Below are 15,838 nucleotides of genomic sequence, written 5' to 3'. Positions count from 1 at the left end.
TAAGAAAAATGACCATTCTTTTTTGTATCCGGATACATTAATCTGTTAGTAGTTAGTGATACGTGAGGAGGAAGTGTGATGGAGAGTGTGAAGTGGGTTTGGCAATACGCCAAGAAGTATCGTTTGTTAACTGTAATTGCTATTTTTTTAGTTATTGTAACATCAGTTTTAAGTATTGTTTATCCATTATTAGGTGGAAAAATTGTTGATGTTGTAATTGATCAAGGAAAAACAAATTTACTGGTTCCGATACTAGGTGTGATGATGGGCGTTGCTTTTTTAAGAACGGTGTTGCGATATTGCTATCAAATCATGTTTGAAAAAATTGGTCAAGATTCATTGTTTCGGATACGAGAAGATCTATATCAAAAATTGCAAGAATTAGATTTTAATTTTTTCAATCAAACGAGAGTGGGAGATATTATGGCTCGTATGACAGGTGATACAGATGCGATTCGTCACTTTATCTCCTGGGTATTTTATAATTTATTAGAGAATTTATTGTTATTTATTTGCGCAGTAGTTGTTATGGCGACGATTGATTGGCGCTTGATGTTGGCGCTAGTTGCTGTTACGCCAATCATTGGGATTTTAACGATGCGAATGGCCAATGAAGCACAACCTATTTTTTATGAAATTAGAGAAAGTTTTTCAAGATTGAATTCAATGGTAGAAGAAAATATTAGTGGCAATCGTGTGGTGAAAGCTTTTGCTAGAGAAGACTATGAAATTGATAAATTTAATAAACACAATGAGGATTTTAAGCAACGAAATATGGATTCAGCTGCAGTTTCAAAACGATACTTGCCAATTTTGGATTCCTTAGCAAGTAGCTTAACGATTATTACCTTTGTTTTTGGTGGGTATCTTGTGATTATCGAACAAATGACACTTGGAGATTTAGTCGCATTTACAGGTTTTTTATGGATGTTAAATATGCCGATGCGAATGAGCGGTTGGCTTATTAACGATGTGCAACGTTTTATTGCCTCTTCATTTAAAATTCGTGAAATGCTAGGAGCAAAATCAAGAATCCCAATTCATTCTGAAAATTCGGTGCCACATTTAGAAGGTTTTGTTGAGTTTGATCATGTGTCTTTCCATTTTGATGATGATCCAACCACAGAGGTTTTAAGTGATATTAGTTTAAAGGCAGCGCCAGGTCAGACGATTGGTATTTTAGGTGAAACAGGATCAGGTAAGTCGACGTTAGTTAATTTGATTGCTCGTTTTTATGACCCAACAGCTGGAAAAATTTTAATAGATGGAGTAGATGCTAGAAAATGGCATGTTCGTGAATTGCGTAATCATATTGCAATCGTCATGCAAGATATTTTTCTGTTTTCGGATACAATTGGGGACAATATTGCTTTTGGTGTACCGGATGCTGAGGATGCGGATATTCAACGAATGGCTCAAATTGCAGATGCCAATCATTTTATTGAAAAGATGCCAGAAGGATATGGCACAATTGTTGGGGAACGAGGTGTTGGGTTATCTGGTGGACAAAAGCAACGAATTTCTTTAGCAAGAGCATTGATGAAAAACCCAGCTATTTTGATATTAGATGATACGACGTCAGCAGTTGATATGGAAACAGAAACGAAGATTCAAGAGGAACTTGATGGAATTACCGGGAATAAGACAACATTTATTATTGCCCATCGCATTTCATCTGTGAAAGATGCGGATGAGATTTTGATCTTGGAGCAAGGTAAGATAATTGAACGAGGAACGCATGAATCTTTGTTAGCTAAAAAAGGCTATTATTATGATGTCTTTAATAAACAGCTAGGCAATTTTGATGAAAAGGAGGAAGCAAGTAATGGCGAGGAATAAATTTGATGTAGATGAAGAGTTGGCTCAGGAATTTAATAGAGAAGATTTTAAACGATTATTGTTTTATGTTAAACCTTATAAAAAGCCGATTTATCAAACGTTGTTTGTTATTTTAATTGCGAATATTGCAATGATGCTAGGACCATATTTAAGCAAAGTTGTCATTGATGATGTGCTTCCAACTAAAAATATGACTTTGTTGATATGGGTTGGTGTAGCTTTTCTAGCCTCTGTAATTGTAACGGGTTGGTGTATGTGGTATCGTATTCAGTCCATTACAGTAATTGGACAGGATATATTAAAGGATATGCGCTCAGCTATTTTTGAGCATTTGCAAAAGCTACCATTTTCTTATTTTGACAGTCGTCCTCATGGGAAAATATTGATTCGTGTGGTCAATTACATCAATACGTTGAGTGATTTATTATCGAACGGTTTAATTAACTTAATTTCAGATATTTTAAGTGTTGTAATCACGTTGATTTTTATGTTAGCTATTGATTGGAAGTTAACGTTATATAGTTTAGTTTTGTTGCCAGTATTGTTTGTCTTTGTGATGTTTATCAAAAATAAACAGCGTAAAGCTTATCAAGATTTAAGTAACAAGCAATCGAATATGAATGCGTATATTCATGAAAGCATTGCAGGCATTAAAGTTACGCAATCCTTTGCAAGGGAAAATGTAAATGATGAGATTTTTTCTGAAGTAAGTAAAAATTATCGAGCTTCATGGATGAAAGCTGTTAGTATTCAGTTTTTATTATGGCCAGGGGTACAAAATATTGCGGTGATTACGACTTCCTTAATTTATTATGTCGGGATTCGTGGAATTGGCGTAGATATTACTACGGGAACGTTGATTGCTTTTATTGGTTATGTGAATAATTTTTGGAATCCAGTCATCAACATTGGGAATTTTTATAACTCATTAATTACTGCAACGGCTTATCTTGAACGGATTTTTGAAACGCTGGATGTAGAACCAGATATTAAAGATAGTCCAACAGCGATTGAAATGCCACCTATCAAAGGAGATGTACTCTTTAGAAATGTGACTTTCCGCTATGAAGAGGGAAAAGATATCTTAAAAAATATCAATTTTCATGTAGAACCGGGTGAATCAATTGCGTTAGTTGGTCCAACTGGAGCCGGAAAGACAACAGTCATTAACTTATTGAGTCGTTTTTATGATATTAATGAGGGAGAAATTTTAATTGACGGCATCGACCTACGAAAAGTAACGTTGGAATCCTTACGTAAACAAATGGGTGTGATGCTGCAAGATACCTTTATTTTTTCAGGAACGATTATGGAAAATATTCGTTATGGGAAATTAGACGCCACAGAAGAAGAGGTCGTGGCAGCTGCTAAAATTGTCAGAGCACATGATTTTATTTCAGAATTAAAGGATGGTTATCATACAGCAGTGAAAGAAAGAGGCAGTACTCTTTCAGCCGGACAGCGTCAACTAATTTCATTCGCACGAACGTTATTGGCAAATCCTAAAATTTTGATTTTAGATGAGGCAACTTCTAGTATTGATACGAAAACGGAAACATTATTACAAAAAGGGTTAGAAAAATTACTAGAAGGTCGGACGTCATTTATTATTGCTCACCGTTTGTCCACGATCAAAAATAGCTCACGTATTTTCTATATCGATCAAGGGAGTGTTATGGAAGCAGGAAGCCATGAGGAATTGATGGTAGAAAAAGGTCCTTATTATGAACTGTATCAATCACAATTTGATTTATTACAAGAATTGTAAGAACTTTTTTATAACAAAGGTAAAAAGAAGGCGATGAATAAAATCATCGGCTTCTTTTTAGTTGTGTCTATTTTTAAAATATAACGAGGGTTTTAATCGTATTTCTATATTCTATTTACTAAAATAAACAGTTAAATAACTGATAGAAACGCTTTTTTAACAATCTTTTGTTCGATTTTGTTCAAATAACTTTGAGAAAATTGAGAAAAAAATGGACAAAAGCAATTTCATTTTTTGCTATTCTTGATAAGTAAGGGGGAACGCAATAAGTAATAAAATACGAAAGAAAGGAGGATACCAAAATGAAATTAAAACAAAATTATAAAATAGTGTTGAGTATCGTCGTGCTTCTTTCTTTAATTATTAGTGGCTTATCCATTCAACAACTAAAGAAAGATCCAAGTGTTAAAGCAACGGACGCAGCAAATGCTGAAACACAATATGTAAAAATAGAACAAGCAATACAATCTTCAATAGCTAACCAAGTCGATGTCTTAATTACATTTAGTCCCTATTTAACAGAAGAGATTCGGATACCTGTACCTGAAGGACTAACCTATCAAGAAACATTAGCTTCCTTGCAAAGTGAGAATAAAGTGTCGTTGGATACAGAAAAAAAGGAATTGGTCATTCAACCATTTGAAAAAACAAACCAATCCAACCAAGGACAATCATCTGAATTAGCAACGAGTGAAAATGTACCAGTAGTTACTGAGTTCCAAGAACAATCTGTACTTGTTAGCTTTACAGTGAACCAGACTGGAGAGTATACCTTAAAAGCGGTCACCTCTTACGAAGATTCAGTCATTCATTCAGATGAGTTGACTTTAAAGCTACCTACAACTAGTAATCCAGAATCAACAAAACCAGAGACTGACCCAAACCAATCATCAAAAGAGCAATCAACGAACTCTCAAGCAAATGAAGCAGACGTACCAGTTGCTGTTCAATCAAGAATGATGGCACGAGCAGCGGGTGAAGTTGAAGTAAGCACATGGGCAGAATTTAAAGCAGCTTATGATGAGCCTACAACAACTAAGATCATAATGAAAAATGAAATTACAGCAAGTAGTGCAACTTCTTTTAGAACAACTCCCATTGAAATTGATGGAGGAGGCTTTCTTTTAGAGATGCGTAATTATGATTTAAGAGTCAATAATCCAAGTGTGGCAGGATCCGTTTTTCATATTCACGATATGATTATGAGCAACAACGCATACAATGAAGCATTTGTGAATAGTGGCTATGGTTCAGCCAATACAAGAAACTGGAAATTCAGACTTGGAAATATTGTAACAAAAGCCAATGTGCAACGTGTTATCAGAGCCTATCATGCTGAGGTTACGATGTATGGAAATAATAATCTCGACACCAGAGCTGAAAACTTTTATGTGGGAAGTATGGTTATTGAACCGGGGACAAAATACATTGGAAACGTAAACTATTATAACTTCTCAGTTATTTGGTTTGTAGAGAATTCTAGTGCAGGTGAAACAGGAGCAAGTCAAGAATTTACAATTGGTGAAGGGGCCAATGTGAAATTAGGGCAAACTCAAACTGGAACAGCCTATCCAGCGGTTTATCAATATTATAAGAGTATGACAATTGGCGAGAATGCTGTTTTCAATGTAAATATGCCAGGAAATGCCGTTCGTTTTGACTTATCTGGCAGTACCTTTACTGCTAAAAAAGGGTCTATTACGAACTTAACTAGTAAATTAGCATCTGGTGCAGTAGTAAACTTTAATGCAAGCAATAGTGTATTTAAAGTTGAAGAAGGAGCCTATTTCTACACAATTGGTGTAAGTTCGGTACCACTAGTGAATATTGCTTCGGGTAGTAATAACGTATTTGATTTAAGTAAACCTGCCCAATACGATATTCGAAATTTAGGTACATCATCAGCGGTTGGAATAACAGGAGCGGCTAATAAATTATCGATTTCAGATTCCGACATTGACTTATGGAATATGGGAGTAGATGTCTTAGGTCCGTCATCTTTAACGTATGCGTTAGTTGGCAATTTAACAGCAACAGGTCCAGCAAACACACAAGTCGTTACCTCAACAGAGCCTGCCTTACAAACGAACTTTAGAACCAATAAGTTTCGCCGTATTTCAGGGATGAATCAAAATCCAATTGTAGAGCTTTCACCGGTAACAGATGCCAACCTAACTGTAAAAGGTCGTGTACAAATTGGAACGGTTCCCGATAATAATGGTTCAGATGAGGATGGAAACATCACTTATATTCCGGTATATGCCTCAGCAGGTCAAGCCAAAGTTACAGTTACAGCGGATGATGGATCGCTTGTCCAAAAAGACTTAGTAACTGATAAAGATGGGTACATTAGTTACAAAGTTTCTAGTTTTTATAAGGCAGGAACGACACTATCTGCGACTGCAGTAAGAGGTCCTTACCTTAGTGAAGAACCTGGAACAACGGTTGTATCTGATGTAACGCCACCAAAGCCAGCAGAATTGACTGGGAAATTTACGATTGCAAGTAAAAAAATTAAGGGAATCAACGGGGAACCAGGTGCAACTGTAACCTATACCATTAATGGTGTAGATGCCAAAATTGATGGAACAATCATTTCAGCGATTGTTCAACCAGATGGGACGTGGGAAATTCCAACACCTGGACCTCGCTTAACAATAGGGGACAAGGTTCAGATTTTCTTAACCGATACGGTTGGAAATAAAAATCCAGTCACTCAAAAAACGCTCTATGATGCTATCTTCCCACCAGCAACAACAGTGACAGTGGCAGACGGAGAACTTTCGTTTATTAGTGCACCAAAGGATATTTCATTTGGAGAGGAACTGCCGCTAGGAGCTAAGACAACGCAATATCCTATAGCAGGTATGGATGGTGACTTAGTTGTTGAGGATACAAGAGCCGACAAGTTAAGTTGGACACTGACAGCTAAAATGGATCGAGTGTTAACCAGTGCAACGAATAAAACATTGCCACAGGCGGTAAGGTATTCAAAAGCCGGTAAGCAGCAAATATTGGGAACCTCTGCTATTACAATTTATGAAAATACAAATGTGGATGATGATCCTGTTTCAATCACCAATGGTTGGATCCCTAATGGAGATGGCCTATCCTTATCAATAGATGCAGGTGAAGCTTATCCAGAAGAGTATACAGGCTCTATCACTTGGACTTTACAAGATACCCCATAAGGAGGAAGAATATGAGCACTTTAAGAAAAAGTTTCATCTTTTCAGTTGTGATTCTGTTCAGTATTTTTCCCTTTAAAGAGGTACTTGCAGAATCAAATCAAGGTTATCAATCTACTGGTGAAATCAGTTTTTATGGGACCTATGAGTACCCAAGTGATAAACCAGATAGTAAGCCAATACCAGTAACACCTGTACCTAATGGCACTTTGCCAACAACTATTGGTACAACAACACCTCACTTAAACCGATTGCCACAAACAGGGGAGTCTTCAAGTCAACAGAGTTTGTTAGTGGGTTTTATCTTTTTAGTAGGTAGCATATTCATTTATAAAAAAACAATTTGGGGGAAATAAAAATGAAATTAACTAAACTAATCGCAACATCTGCAATCGTATTAACCGCATTAAGCACCACGTCAGTAGCTTTAGCAGCTGATGGAGGAGTATACAAATCAACGGGTTCAGTAGAATTTGTACCAAATGATGGCATTACACCACCAGTTGATCCAACAGATCCAGGAAAAGAAGTAACGCCAACTGATCCAGACGGTGAAAAACCAAATCCAGGAACAGCGGGACCATTAAGTATTGATTATGCTTCAAGCCTAAGCTTTGGTCAAAATAAAATCACCAACAAAGATGTGACTTACTTTGCTGAACCACAAAAATTAGATGATGGAACAACAAGAGAAAACTTTGTTCAAGTGACAGATACTCGTGGTACAAATGGTGGTTGGACGTTAACTGTGAAACAAGAAGGTCAATTAAAAAATGCAACAACAACAAATAAAGAATTAGTCGGAGCTGTTCTTTCGTTTACAAGTGGACGAGCAGTTAGTGCAGCAACAACTATCACTGCGCCAATCGTTAAAGATGTTGTATTAAACCCAACGGGAGAAGCTTCAACTGTAATGAGTGCAGCGCCAGGCGGGGGAGCATTAACATGGTTAGATGTTTTTGGAACACTTGAGGATACAGAAGTTAATGGCGAAACCGTTCAAAAAAATAAAGCCATCACATTATCTATTCCAGGAACAACTCCAAAAGATGCTGTTAAATATTCAACAGACTTAACTTGGACATTAAGTGATGTTCCAGCAAATACACCAGAAGAAAATGCCTAATATTTTTATCAATTAAGCACTAAAAAAAATGAAACTAAAGGGGAAATAAAAATGAAAAAACAAACAATCTTAACTGCTGGGGCAGTAGCATTAGTAGCACTAACAATCGGAGGAACAGCATCAGCAGCAACTGCTGGTACCTATAAATCAAACGCTAAAGTAAAATTTGTGCAAGATACGTCAATTACCCCACCCGTTGATCCAACGAATCCAGGTAGTGAAGTAACGCCTGTTGACCCAGATGGTACAAACCCTGATCCAGGAACAGCTGGACCATTAAGTATTGACTTTGCGTCATCATTTGGATTTGATGAACAAAAAATTACAACTAAAGATGAAGTGTACAATGCAAAAGCACAAATCTTGTCTGATGGAACATTCCGTCCAAATTATTTGCAAGTAACAGATAAGCGTGGGGGCGCGAATGGTTGGACTGTTCAAGTAAAACAAGATACACAATTTGCTTCAGCAAGCGGTACTCTAGACGGCGCTTTAATTTCTGTTAAAAATGGACAAGTTGATTCAATTTCAACTTCAACAGTTCCTTCATTAGTAAATAAAAGCTTTGATTTAACAATTGATGAAGACGGAGCAGGTGTTTCTCAAAATATCGTTGGAGCTAAAACAGGAGAAGGTGCTGGAACGTGGGTCTATCGTTTTGGTGATGATACAAATAAAGAAACAAGTGTAACGCTAGCTGTACCAGGAAGCACAACTAAATACGCAGAAGAATATACAACAGAATTAACATGGACATTAGCAGATGTTCCACATGTAGAAACACAACCATAAAAACTAAACTATCGTTGAATCGCATCGGCAAAAAATGTCGATGCTTTTCAACTAATGATTGAAAAGAGGTTTACTAATGATGAAAACAAAATTAATGACACTATTCATGCTGATTCCTATCCTAGCAACAAGTTTATTCCAGTTGCCAACAATCACCCACGCATCAGAGCTAAATTTTGCAGTGGAAGCCGTAATTCCAGAGAATCAAAGGGATAAAACAAAAACTTATTTTGATTTAAGAATGGAACCAAGTACAGAACAAACGATTGAAGTGAACTTAAGAAATGATACAGATGCTGATGTAACAGTAGAACCAAGTGTAAATACAGCTACTACTAATTTAAATGGTGTTGTAGAGTATGGTGTTACAAAAGCAAAAAAAGACAGTACCTTACCTGTCAATTTAACCGATATCGTTACGGTACAAAAAGAAGTGACGATTCCTGCCAATGATTCAGTCAAAGTTCCTTTAACGATTAAAATGCCTGCTACAAAATTTGATGGTGTTTTAGCTGGAGGAATTACAATCAAAGAAAAAGATGTCGCAACAGATAAAAAAGAATCTGATAGCCAAGGGTTAGCGATTAATAATAAATATGCGTACGTGGTGGCTTTAATTTTAAATCAAACTGATAAAGAAGTTGCACCTAAATTAGTTTTAAATGATGTGAAGCCAGCGCAAGTTAATGCTAGAAATGTCATCAATGCAAATTTACAAAATACACAAGCAGCTTATGTAAATGCACTAGATGTGGTTGCTAAAGTAACAAAAAAAGGCAGCAGTGAAGTATTGTACGAAAGCTCTAAAAAGAATATGCAAATGGCACCCAATTCGAACTTTAATTACCCAATTTCATTAAACGGTCAAAAATTAGAAGCAGGAGACTACACTCTCTCTTTAAAAGCTGATGCCAAAGAAGGAAATTGGTCATTTACTAAAAATTTTACTATCAAAGCAGAGGATGCCAAAAAATACAATCAAGCTGATGTATCGATTAAAAAAGACAATACTTGGATTTATTTTGTAATTGGACTTTTATTGTTAGTGATTGTGGCTTTGATTATTTTCTTTTTGATTCGTAATAAAAAGAAGAAAAAAGAAGAAGAAGAAAGACGTAAAAAAGCAGCACGTTTAAGAAAAAGAAAAGCTCAAAGAAAAAAACAAGCGAATCAAATCAAAAAAAATAAAGAATAGTTGATGGAATTCCCCACAAGGAAACGAGTGATTTGTTCAATAATAAGAGAAATAACTATCAAATAAGAAGGGAGTGGAAAAGGGGATGTCGATATTTTTATCAAAAGCAGATACCCGAAAACTACTCTTACTTCATATTATTGAAGAAAGTTTTCAACAACAAATTACAATTTCGGAACTAAAAAAAAGAATGGAAGTTTCTGAATTTATTGTAATTAGCGCATATGAAGAGTTAAAAGAAGACATTAAGAATTATCGTTTAAGCGATCAAATTGCCATTCAAAAATTCAATAAGATTCTTAAGATAAAAAGAACAATGAATTTTTCAAGTAAATCACTTAGAAGTATTTACATTCAACGTTCCTTGAATTTTCAAATTATTGAAGATATTTTTGAAGAAAAATTTAGCAATCCAAGCGATTACGCAGAGCGCTTTTACATTAGTCGGACAAAAGTATATACACAAATTACGGGGATAAAAAAACAATTAAAAAAATATGAGCTAACGTTATCCAGTCAATTTAAAATTTTAGGGAATGAACTAACGATTCGCATGTATTTTTACAATCTTTATCAATCGTGCTATGGAGGGCAAAAAATTCCTTTTCCAAAAAAAATAAGAAGCCAAATCGACTTGTTCCTTAAAGAGATTCAAAAAAGAAGCGCCATTCAGTTATCTCAAACGAGCATAGATAAACTGCGCTTCTTTATTGGTATTAGTTTACAACGTATACAGCGCAAAAAAGGAATTAAGCAACGAATGACTTTTACAACAATCATTGATTTTAAAGAAATGAATCAGGTTGTTTTAGAGGCTGCAGAAAAAGCATTTAGCGATAAAATGGGTGCAAGTGAAGTTGAAATATTAACCTATTTCATTTTGAATTTGGACGAATTCAGCCAATTTTTAGCATTAGAAAAAGGAAAATTAGATGACTTGACGGATTATTTTTTAACAGAATTTGAAGCCAGTTTTGAAAATCGCATGAACCAAAAATTAAGAGGACAAATCACTACTTATTTAAGAAGAATCCATTATATGATCTTGAATTTCAACTATTTACAAAACGAATTAGATCAGCCGATTCAAGCGCGATTTGTTGAAGAAAATTACCCAGAGGTGCTTATATTTTGTTCTTCTTTGATTCGGAATACACCGAATATTAAAAAATATCAATTGATTAAAGCCAATAATATTTTTTTGTTTAATCATTATATTTTCTTATTAATCGACATATTACCTCCTTCTTTTTTTGCTACACCAATTAAAGTCTGTGTCGATTTTTCATTAGGTGAAAATTACAATAAATTTATTACAAGAAACATTCAATCTTTTGACTTTATTAATATTGAAGTCACCAATCGTTTAACATCAGATACCGATATTTTATTATGTGACTACACAATCAATGACTCTAGAAATGAAGAAATGCAAGTGATTGTTTGGAACGCACCACCTACTACTAGCGATTGGGCGAATTTTGGAGATTGTATTTCAACTCTAAGAAGTGAAAAAAAACAAGAAGGGAAGTTTGAAGCATATGGAGTATCCTAAACAAAATAATTATTTGCGTTCATGCTTGCTTTTTGGTTCGTTGTTTTCTTTTAATGTCTTTTTAGATTTGAATGTACGTACGGAGGTTTTTGCAGAGACAGGTGTCTATTTGTATCAAGTTGATGGAATAAATCAAACAGTAAATCAAACTTTGCCAGTAGATCCAATGGATCCAAATAAAACGGTAGAACCCTTGCCGCCTGAATATTCGCCTAGAATAGATCAGCAAAAAGACAAGGAAACAGAATACTTTTCGGTTTCACCACCGAATGGCAAAAAAGCAGTTCTGATTGATTCTTTAAAGGTACAAAATGTGAAACAAAAAACACCGTTAACAGAATTAAATCCATTGATTCTCAATGTTTCAAGTGAAGTGAATAATGGAGGGGGCTTTGGAGCAGATAATTCCAAACGTTCCTATTTATCCGAAATGTATCTATCATTAACCGGTTCACTGCTCTACGGGGAAGCAGTTGACTTTAAAAAGGAGTATTTATTATGAAAAAGATTGAAGATTATTGGAATGATGTGCTGATTTATTCCGTTGTATTTACTACCATAGAAGAAAGAATGATTAGTAAAATCTTAATTTTTCCAATGGATTACACCATGGAGGATATTCATACATCAATCATGACAAATTTTGAAAATATCAAGTGTGTCGATAGTGTTGATGAATATATGTTTGGAATGGCGTTGAAAAATAAAACAATAGGGAAATCTGCATGTTAATTCTTACTGGAAACATCTTTTAGGAAATTAAAAATCAATAGATAGTAGAATTTTTGACAATTAACCAACGGTAATAAAATTCATTTTTATTTCTGCCAAATTTAATTAGTAGGATTGTTGTATCAAAATTAATCTAAAAAATAAGCATATTAAAGATGGTGAATTCTTTAATATGTTTATTTAGGGATGTTTTAAGACAAATAGTTATTTAATTCACGGACATGTTTTTGATTTTGAAAACGTGCGTAAAAATAAAAAGCAATAGTATGAAGTAGGAGAGTTAAAACAAAAATGATGATTATCCAAGGTTTAATAAATAAAAATAAATTGTGTGAAACTAAGAAGATTACTAAAAATCCAGCCAATGTATTGAAAATTGAGGATATCAGTATATTCCAACTAGCTTTAAATAGTAGATAATTCCATAAAAGATTATAAAAAACACCAAAAATACATGCAGAAATCAAAGCAATTCCAACGGCATTTACTAACTGAATTTGAAATTTAAATAAAATATGAAGAAGAACTTCCCATAAAAGAGTTAGTGTGAAGACTTGAAAAAAAGCTTGTTTTAATTGATTTAACATGACAGGTTCCTCCTAAAAATTTTAATGTAGTGCCTGTTTACAAAATACATAAGGTCATTTTGTAGTACAACTTCAATTCGAGCGTTTGTAGTTGTCGAAAAATGCTTTACATATGTTAAATTTACAATAGTTTGATTATTGATTTGAATAAAGTGGGTTGATTTTATTGTACTGAGAATATTTTTTAATCGATTATTTAAATAAAAATGTTGATTAGTTAAGGTTTGCACGACGCAGTATCGATTTTTTGATTCAATTGCAACGATTTCAGCTAACTTAATAAGTAGTTGACGATTATTTTTGGGATTAATAACGGTTAGTGATAGTGAGATTGAGTCGAGAGTATGTTTAATGATTTCCCATTTATCCTGGTCAGATGGATTTGTAGAGATGATTGCATTCATAGTAGGAATTGTTGAATCAGATTTAAAGTTAAAGTTCATTGGTTGTACCTCCTTTTCTGTTTTAAGAATAGTATAATATAGACGAAAAAACAATTAGTTCAAGGTTTGTTACATTTTTTTGTACATTAGTTGCAAAATACCTTCTCTAATTGTTAAGTTGTCTATTGTTTTAGTAGAGATTATCTTATCTGAAAAAGAAATAAAAAGCTTTAATTTATAGAAAATCAATGACTAATTTAGCGAAATAGTCCCTATTTTTTGCAATATGTGATAGGCTAAAAGAAGAAATCAAATGGAAGCAAAGTGAGGATACAAAATGAGTGGACTAATTTATCAAAAAGAGCATCGAGTTAAATACTATGAGTGTGATGCAACCAAACAAATCAGCATTCCAATGTTGTTAAATATTATGCTCTATGTTTCAGGTGAGCAGAGTTACAAATTAGGCGTAGGAGATGCGATTCTCTTAGAAAAGGGATTATCATGGATTATTTTACAAAATGATATTCACATTCAGCGACTGCCTGAAGCAGGGGAAACCATCACGATTACAACACAAGCATTAAGTTACAACAAATTGTTTACCTATCGGGAATTCAAAGCATTTGATGAGACGGGTGAGCTATGTGTTCAAGTTCATTGTACGTTTGCTTTAATGGATTTTGCTGCTAGAAAAATGGCACGAATTGCAGAAGATGTTGTGGCACCTTATCAAGTAGAAGCCTCTAAAAAATTAATTCGAACGCCAAAACCTGAAAAAGTTGATTTAGAAAAAGCTGCAACAATTGATTATCGTGTGCGTTATTTAGATATTGATGCCAATCAACATGTAAATAATTCCAAGTATTTAGATTGGTTTTTAGATTCATTAGGGTTGGATTTTATCAAAACACATCGTATCAAATCATTAAATGTCAAATATGAAAAAGAAGTAGCCTATGGTAATATGGTGCAAAGCAAGGTTAGCCTTAGCACCCAAGAAGATGGCAGCATTATATCCGCACATCAAATCGTAAACCATGACGTTCTTTCATGCGAAGCAAGTATGGTATGGGAACCTCTAAACGAATAAATAAAGAAAGAAGGAAATAGCATGGCTCTTTTAGTAGTAGATATTGGCGGTTCAGCCGTAAAATACGCCGTTTGGGATCAAAATGAATTAAAAGAAAAAGATGAATTTCCCACACCGTTAACGCGAGGTAGTTTTTTTGATTTATTAAATGAAGCAAAAGATAAGCTAGCCAATACCTATTCTTTTGATGGTGTGGCTATCAGCACACCAGGTGATGTAGATGAAGAGGCGGGATTGATACGTGGAACGAGTGCAGTTCCTTTTCTACATTTAATTCCAATAAAAGAGTCACTTTCAGAGGCACTAGGTTTACCTGTAAGTATGGAAAATGACGCCAATTGTGCGGCAATTGCTGAAATGAAAGAAGGAATTGGCAAAGGCTATACACATCCACTTTTTGTTATTATTGGAACTGGCGTAGGAATTGCAATTGTTGAAAATGGCGAAGTTCTTCGTAAGCAAGAGCTTAAATTAGATGAGCTAGATAAAACCATCGCCCAACAGCTAGCAGCTCTTAAAACACCAAAAGCATCACCAGTTAGCTTAGGAAAAAGGGTCGCATTAAAGAAATTCCAAATGCCTTCTTCAATTGAAGGAAAGGAAGTTTTTGATTTAGCCAAAGAAGGCGATGAGGTAGCTGTCAATGAACTTCAAGCAATGTATGATAGCTTGGCTCAAATTATGGTGACTTTAAATAGTGCCTTTGAACCGGAATTTATTGGAATCGGTGGTGGAGTCAGTAACAATGATGAATTTGTGCCAGGAATTGAAAAAGCGATGGAAAAATTGGTTTCAGAAGACACGGAATTACTAGGATGGTTTCAAAGACTATTCAAAAAAGAGTCTTCGCAGGTAGGGGCAGCTATTCCAACTCTTAAAGTATGTGAATTTAAGAATGATGCGAACTTACTAGGAGCTGTAATTCACTATCAAGAAATGAATCCAGCAGAAAAATAAGATGAATTTAATCAATAAAAAAGATCAATAACATACAGAGACTATCTGTCATGCTATTGATCTTTTTTTAAGTAATTCGTTCAATAAAATCTGTACCTGTTTCCTTAGCATATTCAGTCATTACGTTCGTCCAAGCCTCACCTGTCGGATCGCCTGTTTGTTGAAAGATGGTTTTCATTTTTTCTTTTTGAGCCTCACTTATTTGAGCGTCGATGTTCTTTCCTTGCGCGGTTAAATAAATTCGCTTACTTCGTTTATCGGCTTCATTAGGCTTCGTTACAAGCCACTCTTTTTGTAAAAGTTCTTGCATAGGCTTGTTTAATGCCTGTTTTGAAATATCTAATACAGTCAACAATTCATTGACTGTTAAACCTGGCATCCGAGCTACAAAAAATAGAATGCGACGGTGAACTTTACTAATGCCGTAGTTTTCTACTAAATCATCTGCCGTTTTGCTAAAAGCGCGATACGCAAAATAAAACAAAGCAAGATTTTTATCAAAGTTAATTGCTTCTTGATTCATCAAAAGCCTCCTTTACGTTATTCATTGTGGTTAGTATACCATAAGTTACTTGATTCATTTCGAAATCAATACATAAAAAAATAACAGGTATTGGATTATA

Annotated in this window: 15 protein-coding genes; 12 read left to right on the top strand and 3 right to left on the bottom strand. The window is 34.6% G+C overall.

Features of this window, described 5'->3' with window-relative positions; all coding sequences use genetic code 11:
• Window positions 1–78 precede the first annotated feature (78 nt).
• The 10 genes from BR52_RS09515 (at window position 79) to BR52_RS09470 (ending at window position 12,195) form a co-directional block, all read left to right on the top strand.
• Window positions 79–1,839: an ABC transporter ATP-binding protein gene (locus tag BR52_RS09515; RefSeq protein WP_034571982.1), complete on the top strand. Its 1,761-nt coding sequence runs from the start codon at window positions 79–81 to the stop codon at window positions 1,837–1,839.
• Window positions 1,826–3,607: an ABC transporter ATP-binding protein gene (locus tag BR52_RS09510; RefSeq protein ID WP_034571979.1), complete on the top strand. Its 1,782-nt coding sequence runs from the start codon at window positions 1,826–1,828 to the stop codon at window positions 3,605–3,607. Before BR52_RS09515 ends, BR52_RS09510 begins: the two co-directional genes overlap by 14 nt.
• A 302-nt stretch (window positions 3,608–3,909) precedes the next feature.
• Window positions 3,910–6,798 carry a pectate lyase-like adhesive domain-containing protein gene (locus BR52_RS09505; RefSeq protein ID WP_051915696.1) on the top strand — a complete coding sequence of 963 codons (2,889 nt, stop codon included), beginning with the start codon at window positions 3,910–3,912 and terminating at the stop codon, window positions 6,796–6,798.
• 11 nt (window positions 6,799–6,809) lie between these two features.
• The gene (locus BR52_RS09500; protein WP_034571976.1) at window positions 6,810–7,151 is read left to right on the top strand and encodes an LPXTG cell wall anchor domain-containing protein; all 342 of its coding nucleotides are present in this window, start codon (window positions 6,810–6,812) and stop codon (window positions 7,149–7,151) included.
• Window positions 7,152–7,153: 2 nt separating this feature from the next.
• The gene (locus tag BR52_RS09495) at window positions 7,154–7,921 is read left to right on the top strand and encodes a WxL domain-containing protein (protein ID WP_034571966.1); all 768 of its coding nucleotides are present in this window, start codon (window positions 7,154–7,156) and stop codon (window positions 7,919–7,921) included.
• A 51-nt stretch (window positions 7,922–7,972) separates the two neighbouring features.
• Window positions 7,973–8,713, top strand: a complete 741-nt coding sequence (locus BR52_RS09490) for a WxL domain-containing protein (protein WP_034571964.1) — start codon at window positions 7,973–7,975, stop codon at window positions 8,711–8,713.
• Window positions 8,714–8,792: 79 nt separating this feature from the next.
• Complete coding sequence (locus tag BR52_RS09485) at window positions 8,793–9,908, top strand: WxLIP family cell surface protein (protein WP_081890766.1); 1,116 nt, start codon at window positions 8,793–8,795, stop codon at window positions 9,906–9,908.
• 85 nt (window positions 9,909–9,993) lie between these two features.
• Complete coding sequence (locus BR52_RS09480) at window positions 9,994–11,463, top strand: AcpB/EbpR/MafR family transcriptional regulator (protein ID WP_034571957.1); 1,470 nt, start codon at window positions 9,994–9,996, stop codon at window positions 11,461–11,463.
• Complete coding sequence (locus BR52_RS09475) at window positions 11,450–11,965, top strand: hypothetical protein (RefSeq protein WP_034571954.1); 516 nt, start codon at window positions 11,450–11,452, stop codon at window positions 11,963–11,965. Before BR52_RS09480 ends, BR52_RS09475 begins: the two co-directional genes overlap by 14 nt.
• Window positions 11,962–12,195 carry a hypothetical protein gene (locus BR52_RS09470; protein ID WP_034571952.1) on the top strand — a complete coding sequence of 78 codons (234 nt, stop codon included), beginning with the start codon at window positions 11,962–11,964 and terminating at the stop codon, window positions 12,193–12,195. The genes BR52_RS09475 and BR52_RS09470 overlap by 4 nt, the downstream gene beginning before the upstream one ends.
• Before the next feature lie 191 nt (window positions 12,196–12,386).
• Here the strand turns inward: BR52_RS09470 and BR52_RS09465 are convergent, their stop codons facing one another.
• Window positions 12,387–12,782 (bottom strand): hypothetical protein, encoded by a 396-nt coding sequence (locus tag BR52_RS09465; protein WP_034571949.1) that lies wholly within the window; start codon window positions 12,780–12,782, stop codon window positions 12,387–12,389.
• Window positions 12,776–13,186 (bottom strand): LytTR family DNA-binding domain-containing protein, encoded by a 411-nt coding sequence (locus BR52_RS13190; protein ID WP_366945595.1) that lies wholly within the window; start codon window positions 13,184–13,186, stop codon window positions 12,776–12,778. Before BR52_RS13190 ends, BR52_RS09465 begins: the two co-directional genes overlap by 7 nt.
• Before the next feature lie 316 nt (window positions 13,187–13,502).
• On the opposite strand from BR52_RS13190, the gene BR52_RS09455 reads away from it, so the two are divergent.
• The gene (locus BR52_RS09455) at window positions 13,503–14,258 is read left to right on the top strand and encodes an acyl-[acyl-carrier-protein] thioesterase (RefSeq protein ID WP_034571947.1); all 756 of its coding nucleotides are present in this window, start codon (window positions 13,503–13,505) and stop codon (window positions 14,256–14,258) included.
• Between the two features lie 21 nt (window positions 14,259–14,279).
• A complete protein-coding gene (locus tag BR52_RS09450) occupies window positions 14,280–15,215 on the top strand; it encodes an ROK family protein (protein ID WP_034571944.1) in 936 nt (311 codons plus the stop codon).
• Window positions 15,216–15,282: 67 nt separating this feature from the next.
• Here BR52_RS09450 and BR52_RS09445 read toward each other — a convergent pair whose 3' ends face one another.
• Window positions 15,283–15,738: a MarR family winged helix-turn-helix transcriptional regulator gene (locus tag BR52_RS09445; protein ID WP_034571943.1), complete on the bottom strand. Its 456-nt coding sequence runs from the start codon at window positions 15,736–15,738 to the stop codon at window positions 15,283–15,285.
• Window positions 15,739–15,838: the final 100 nt, after the last annotated feature.

It is taken from the genome of Carnobacterium divergens DSM 20623 (assembly GCF_000744255.1).
Classification (GTDB): Bacteria; Bacillota; Bacilli; order Lactobacillales; family Carnobacteriaceae; genus Carnobacterium; species Carnobacterium divergens.
The sequence above is the reverse complement of the archived record's forward strand: the minus strand, read 5'-3'. Positions and strand labels throughout refer to the sequence as shown.

Bases quoted from the DNA above. Each gene is read 5' to 3' on its own strand.
- BR52_RS09515 (WP_034571982.1), top strand. From the start codon at position 79: ATGGAGAGTGTGAAGTGGGTTTGGCAATACGCCAAGAAGTATCGTTTG.
- BR52_RS09510 (WP_034571979.1), top strand. From the start codon at position 1,826: ATGGCGAGGAATAAATTTGATGTAGATGAAGAGTTGGCTCAGGAATTT.
- BR52_RS09505 (WP_051915696.1), top strand. From the start codon at position 3,910: ATGAAATTAAAACAAAATTATAAAATAGTGTTGAGTATCGTCGTGCTT.
- BR52_RS09500 (WP_034571976.1), top strand. From the start codon at position 6,810: ATGAGCACTTTAAGAAAAAGTTTCATCTTTTCAGTTGTGATTCTGTTC.
- BR52_RS09495 (WP_034571966.1), top strand. From the start codon at position 7,154: ATGAAATTAACTAAACTAATCGCAACATCTGCAATCGTATTAACCGCA.
- BR52_RS09490 (WP_034571964.1), top strand. From the start codon at position 7,973: ATGAAAAAACAAACAATCTTAACTGCTGGGGCAGTAGCATTAGTAGCA.
- BR52_RS09485 (WP_081890766.1), top strand. From the start codon at position 8,793: ATGAAAACAAAATTAATGACACTATTCATGCTGATTCCTATCCTAGCA.
- BR52_RS09480 (WP_034571957.1), top strand. From the start codon at position 9,994: ATGTCGATATTTTTATCAAAAGCAGATACCCGAAAACTACTCTTACTT.
- BR52_RS09475 (WP_034571954.1), top strand. From the start codon at position 11,450: ATGGAGTATCCTAAACAAAATAATTATTTGCGTTCATGCTTGCTTTTT.
- BR52_RS09470 (WP_034571952.1), top strand. From the start codon at position 11,962: ATGAAAAAGATTGAAGATTATTGGAATGATGTGCTGATTTATTCCGTT.
- BR52_RS09465 (WP_034571949.1), bottom strand. From the start codon at position 12,782: ATGTTAAATCAATTAAAACAAGCTTTTTTTCAAGTCTTCACACTAACT.
- BR52_RS13190 (WP_366945595.1), bottom strand. From the start codon at position 13,186: ATGAATGCAATCATCTCTACAAATCCATCTGACCAGGATAAATGGGAA.
- BR52_RS09455 (WP_034571947.1), top strand. From the start codon at position 13,503: ATGAGTGGACTAATTTATCAAAAAGAGCATCGAGTTAAATACTATGAG.
- BR52_RS09450 (WP_034571944.1), top strand. From the start codon at position 14,280: ATGGCTCTTTTAGTAGTAGATATTGGCGGTTCAGCCGTAAAATACGCC.
- BR52_RS09445 (WP_034571943.1), bottom strand. From the start codon at position 15,738: ATGAATCAAGAAGCAATTAACTTTGATAAAAATCTTGCTTTGTTTTAT.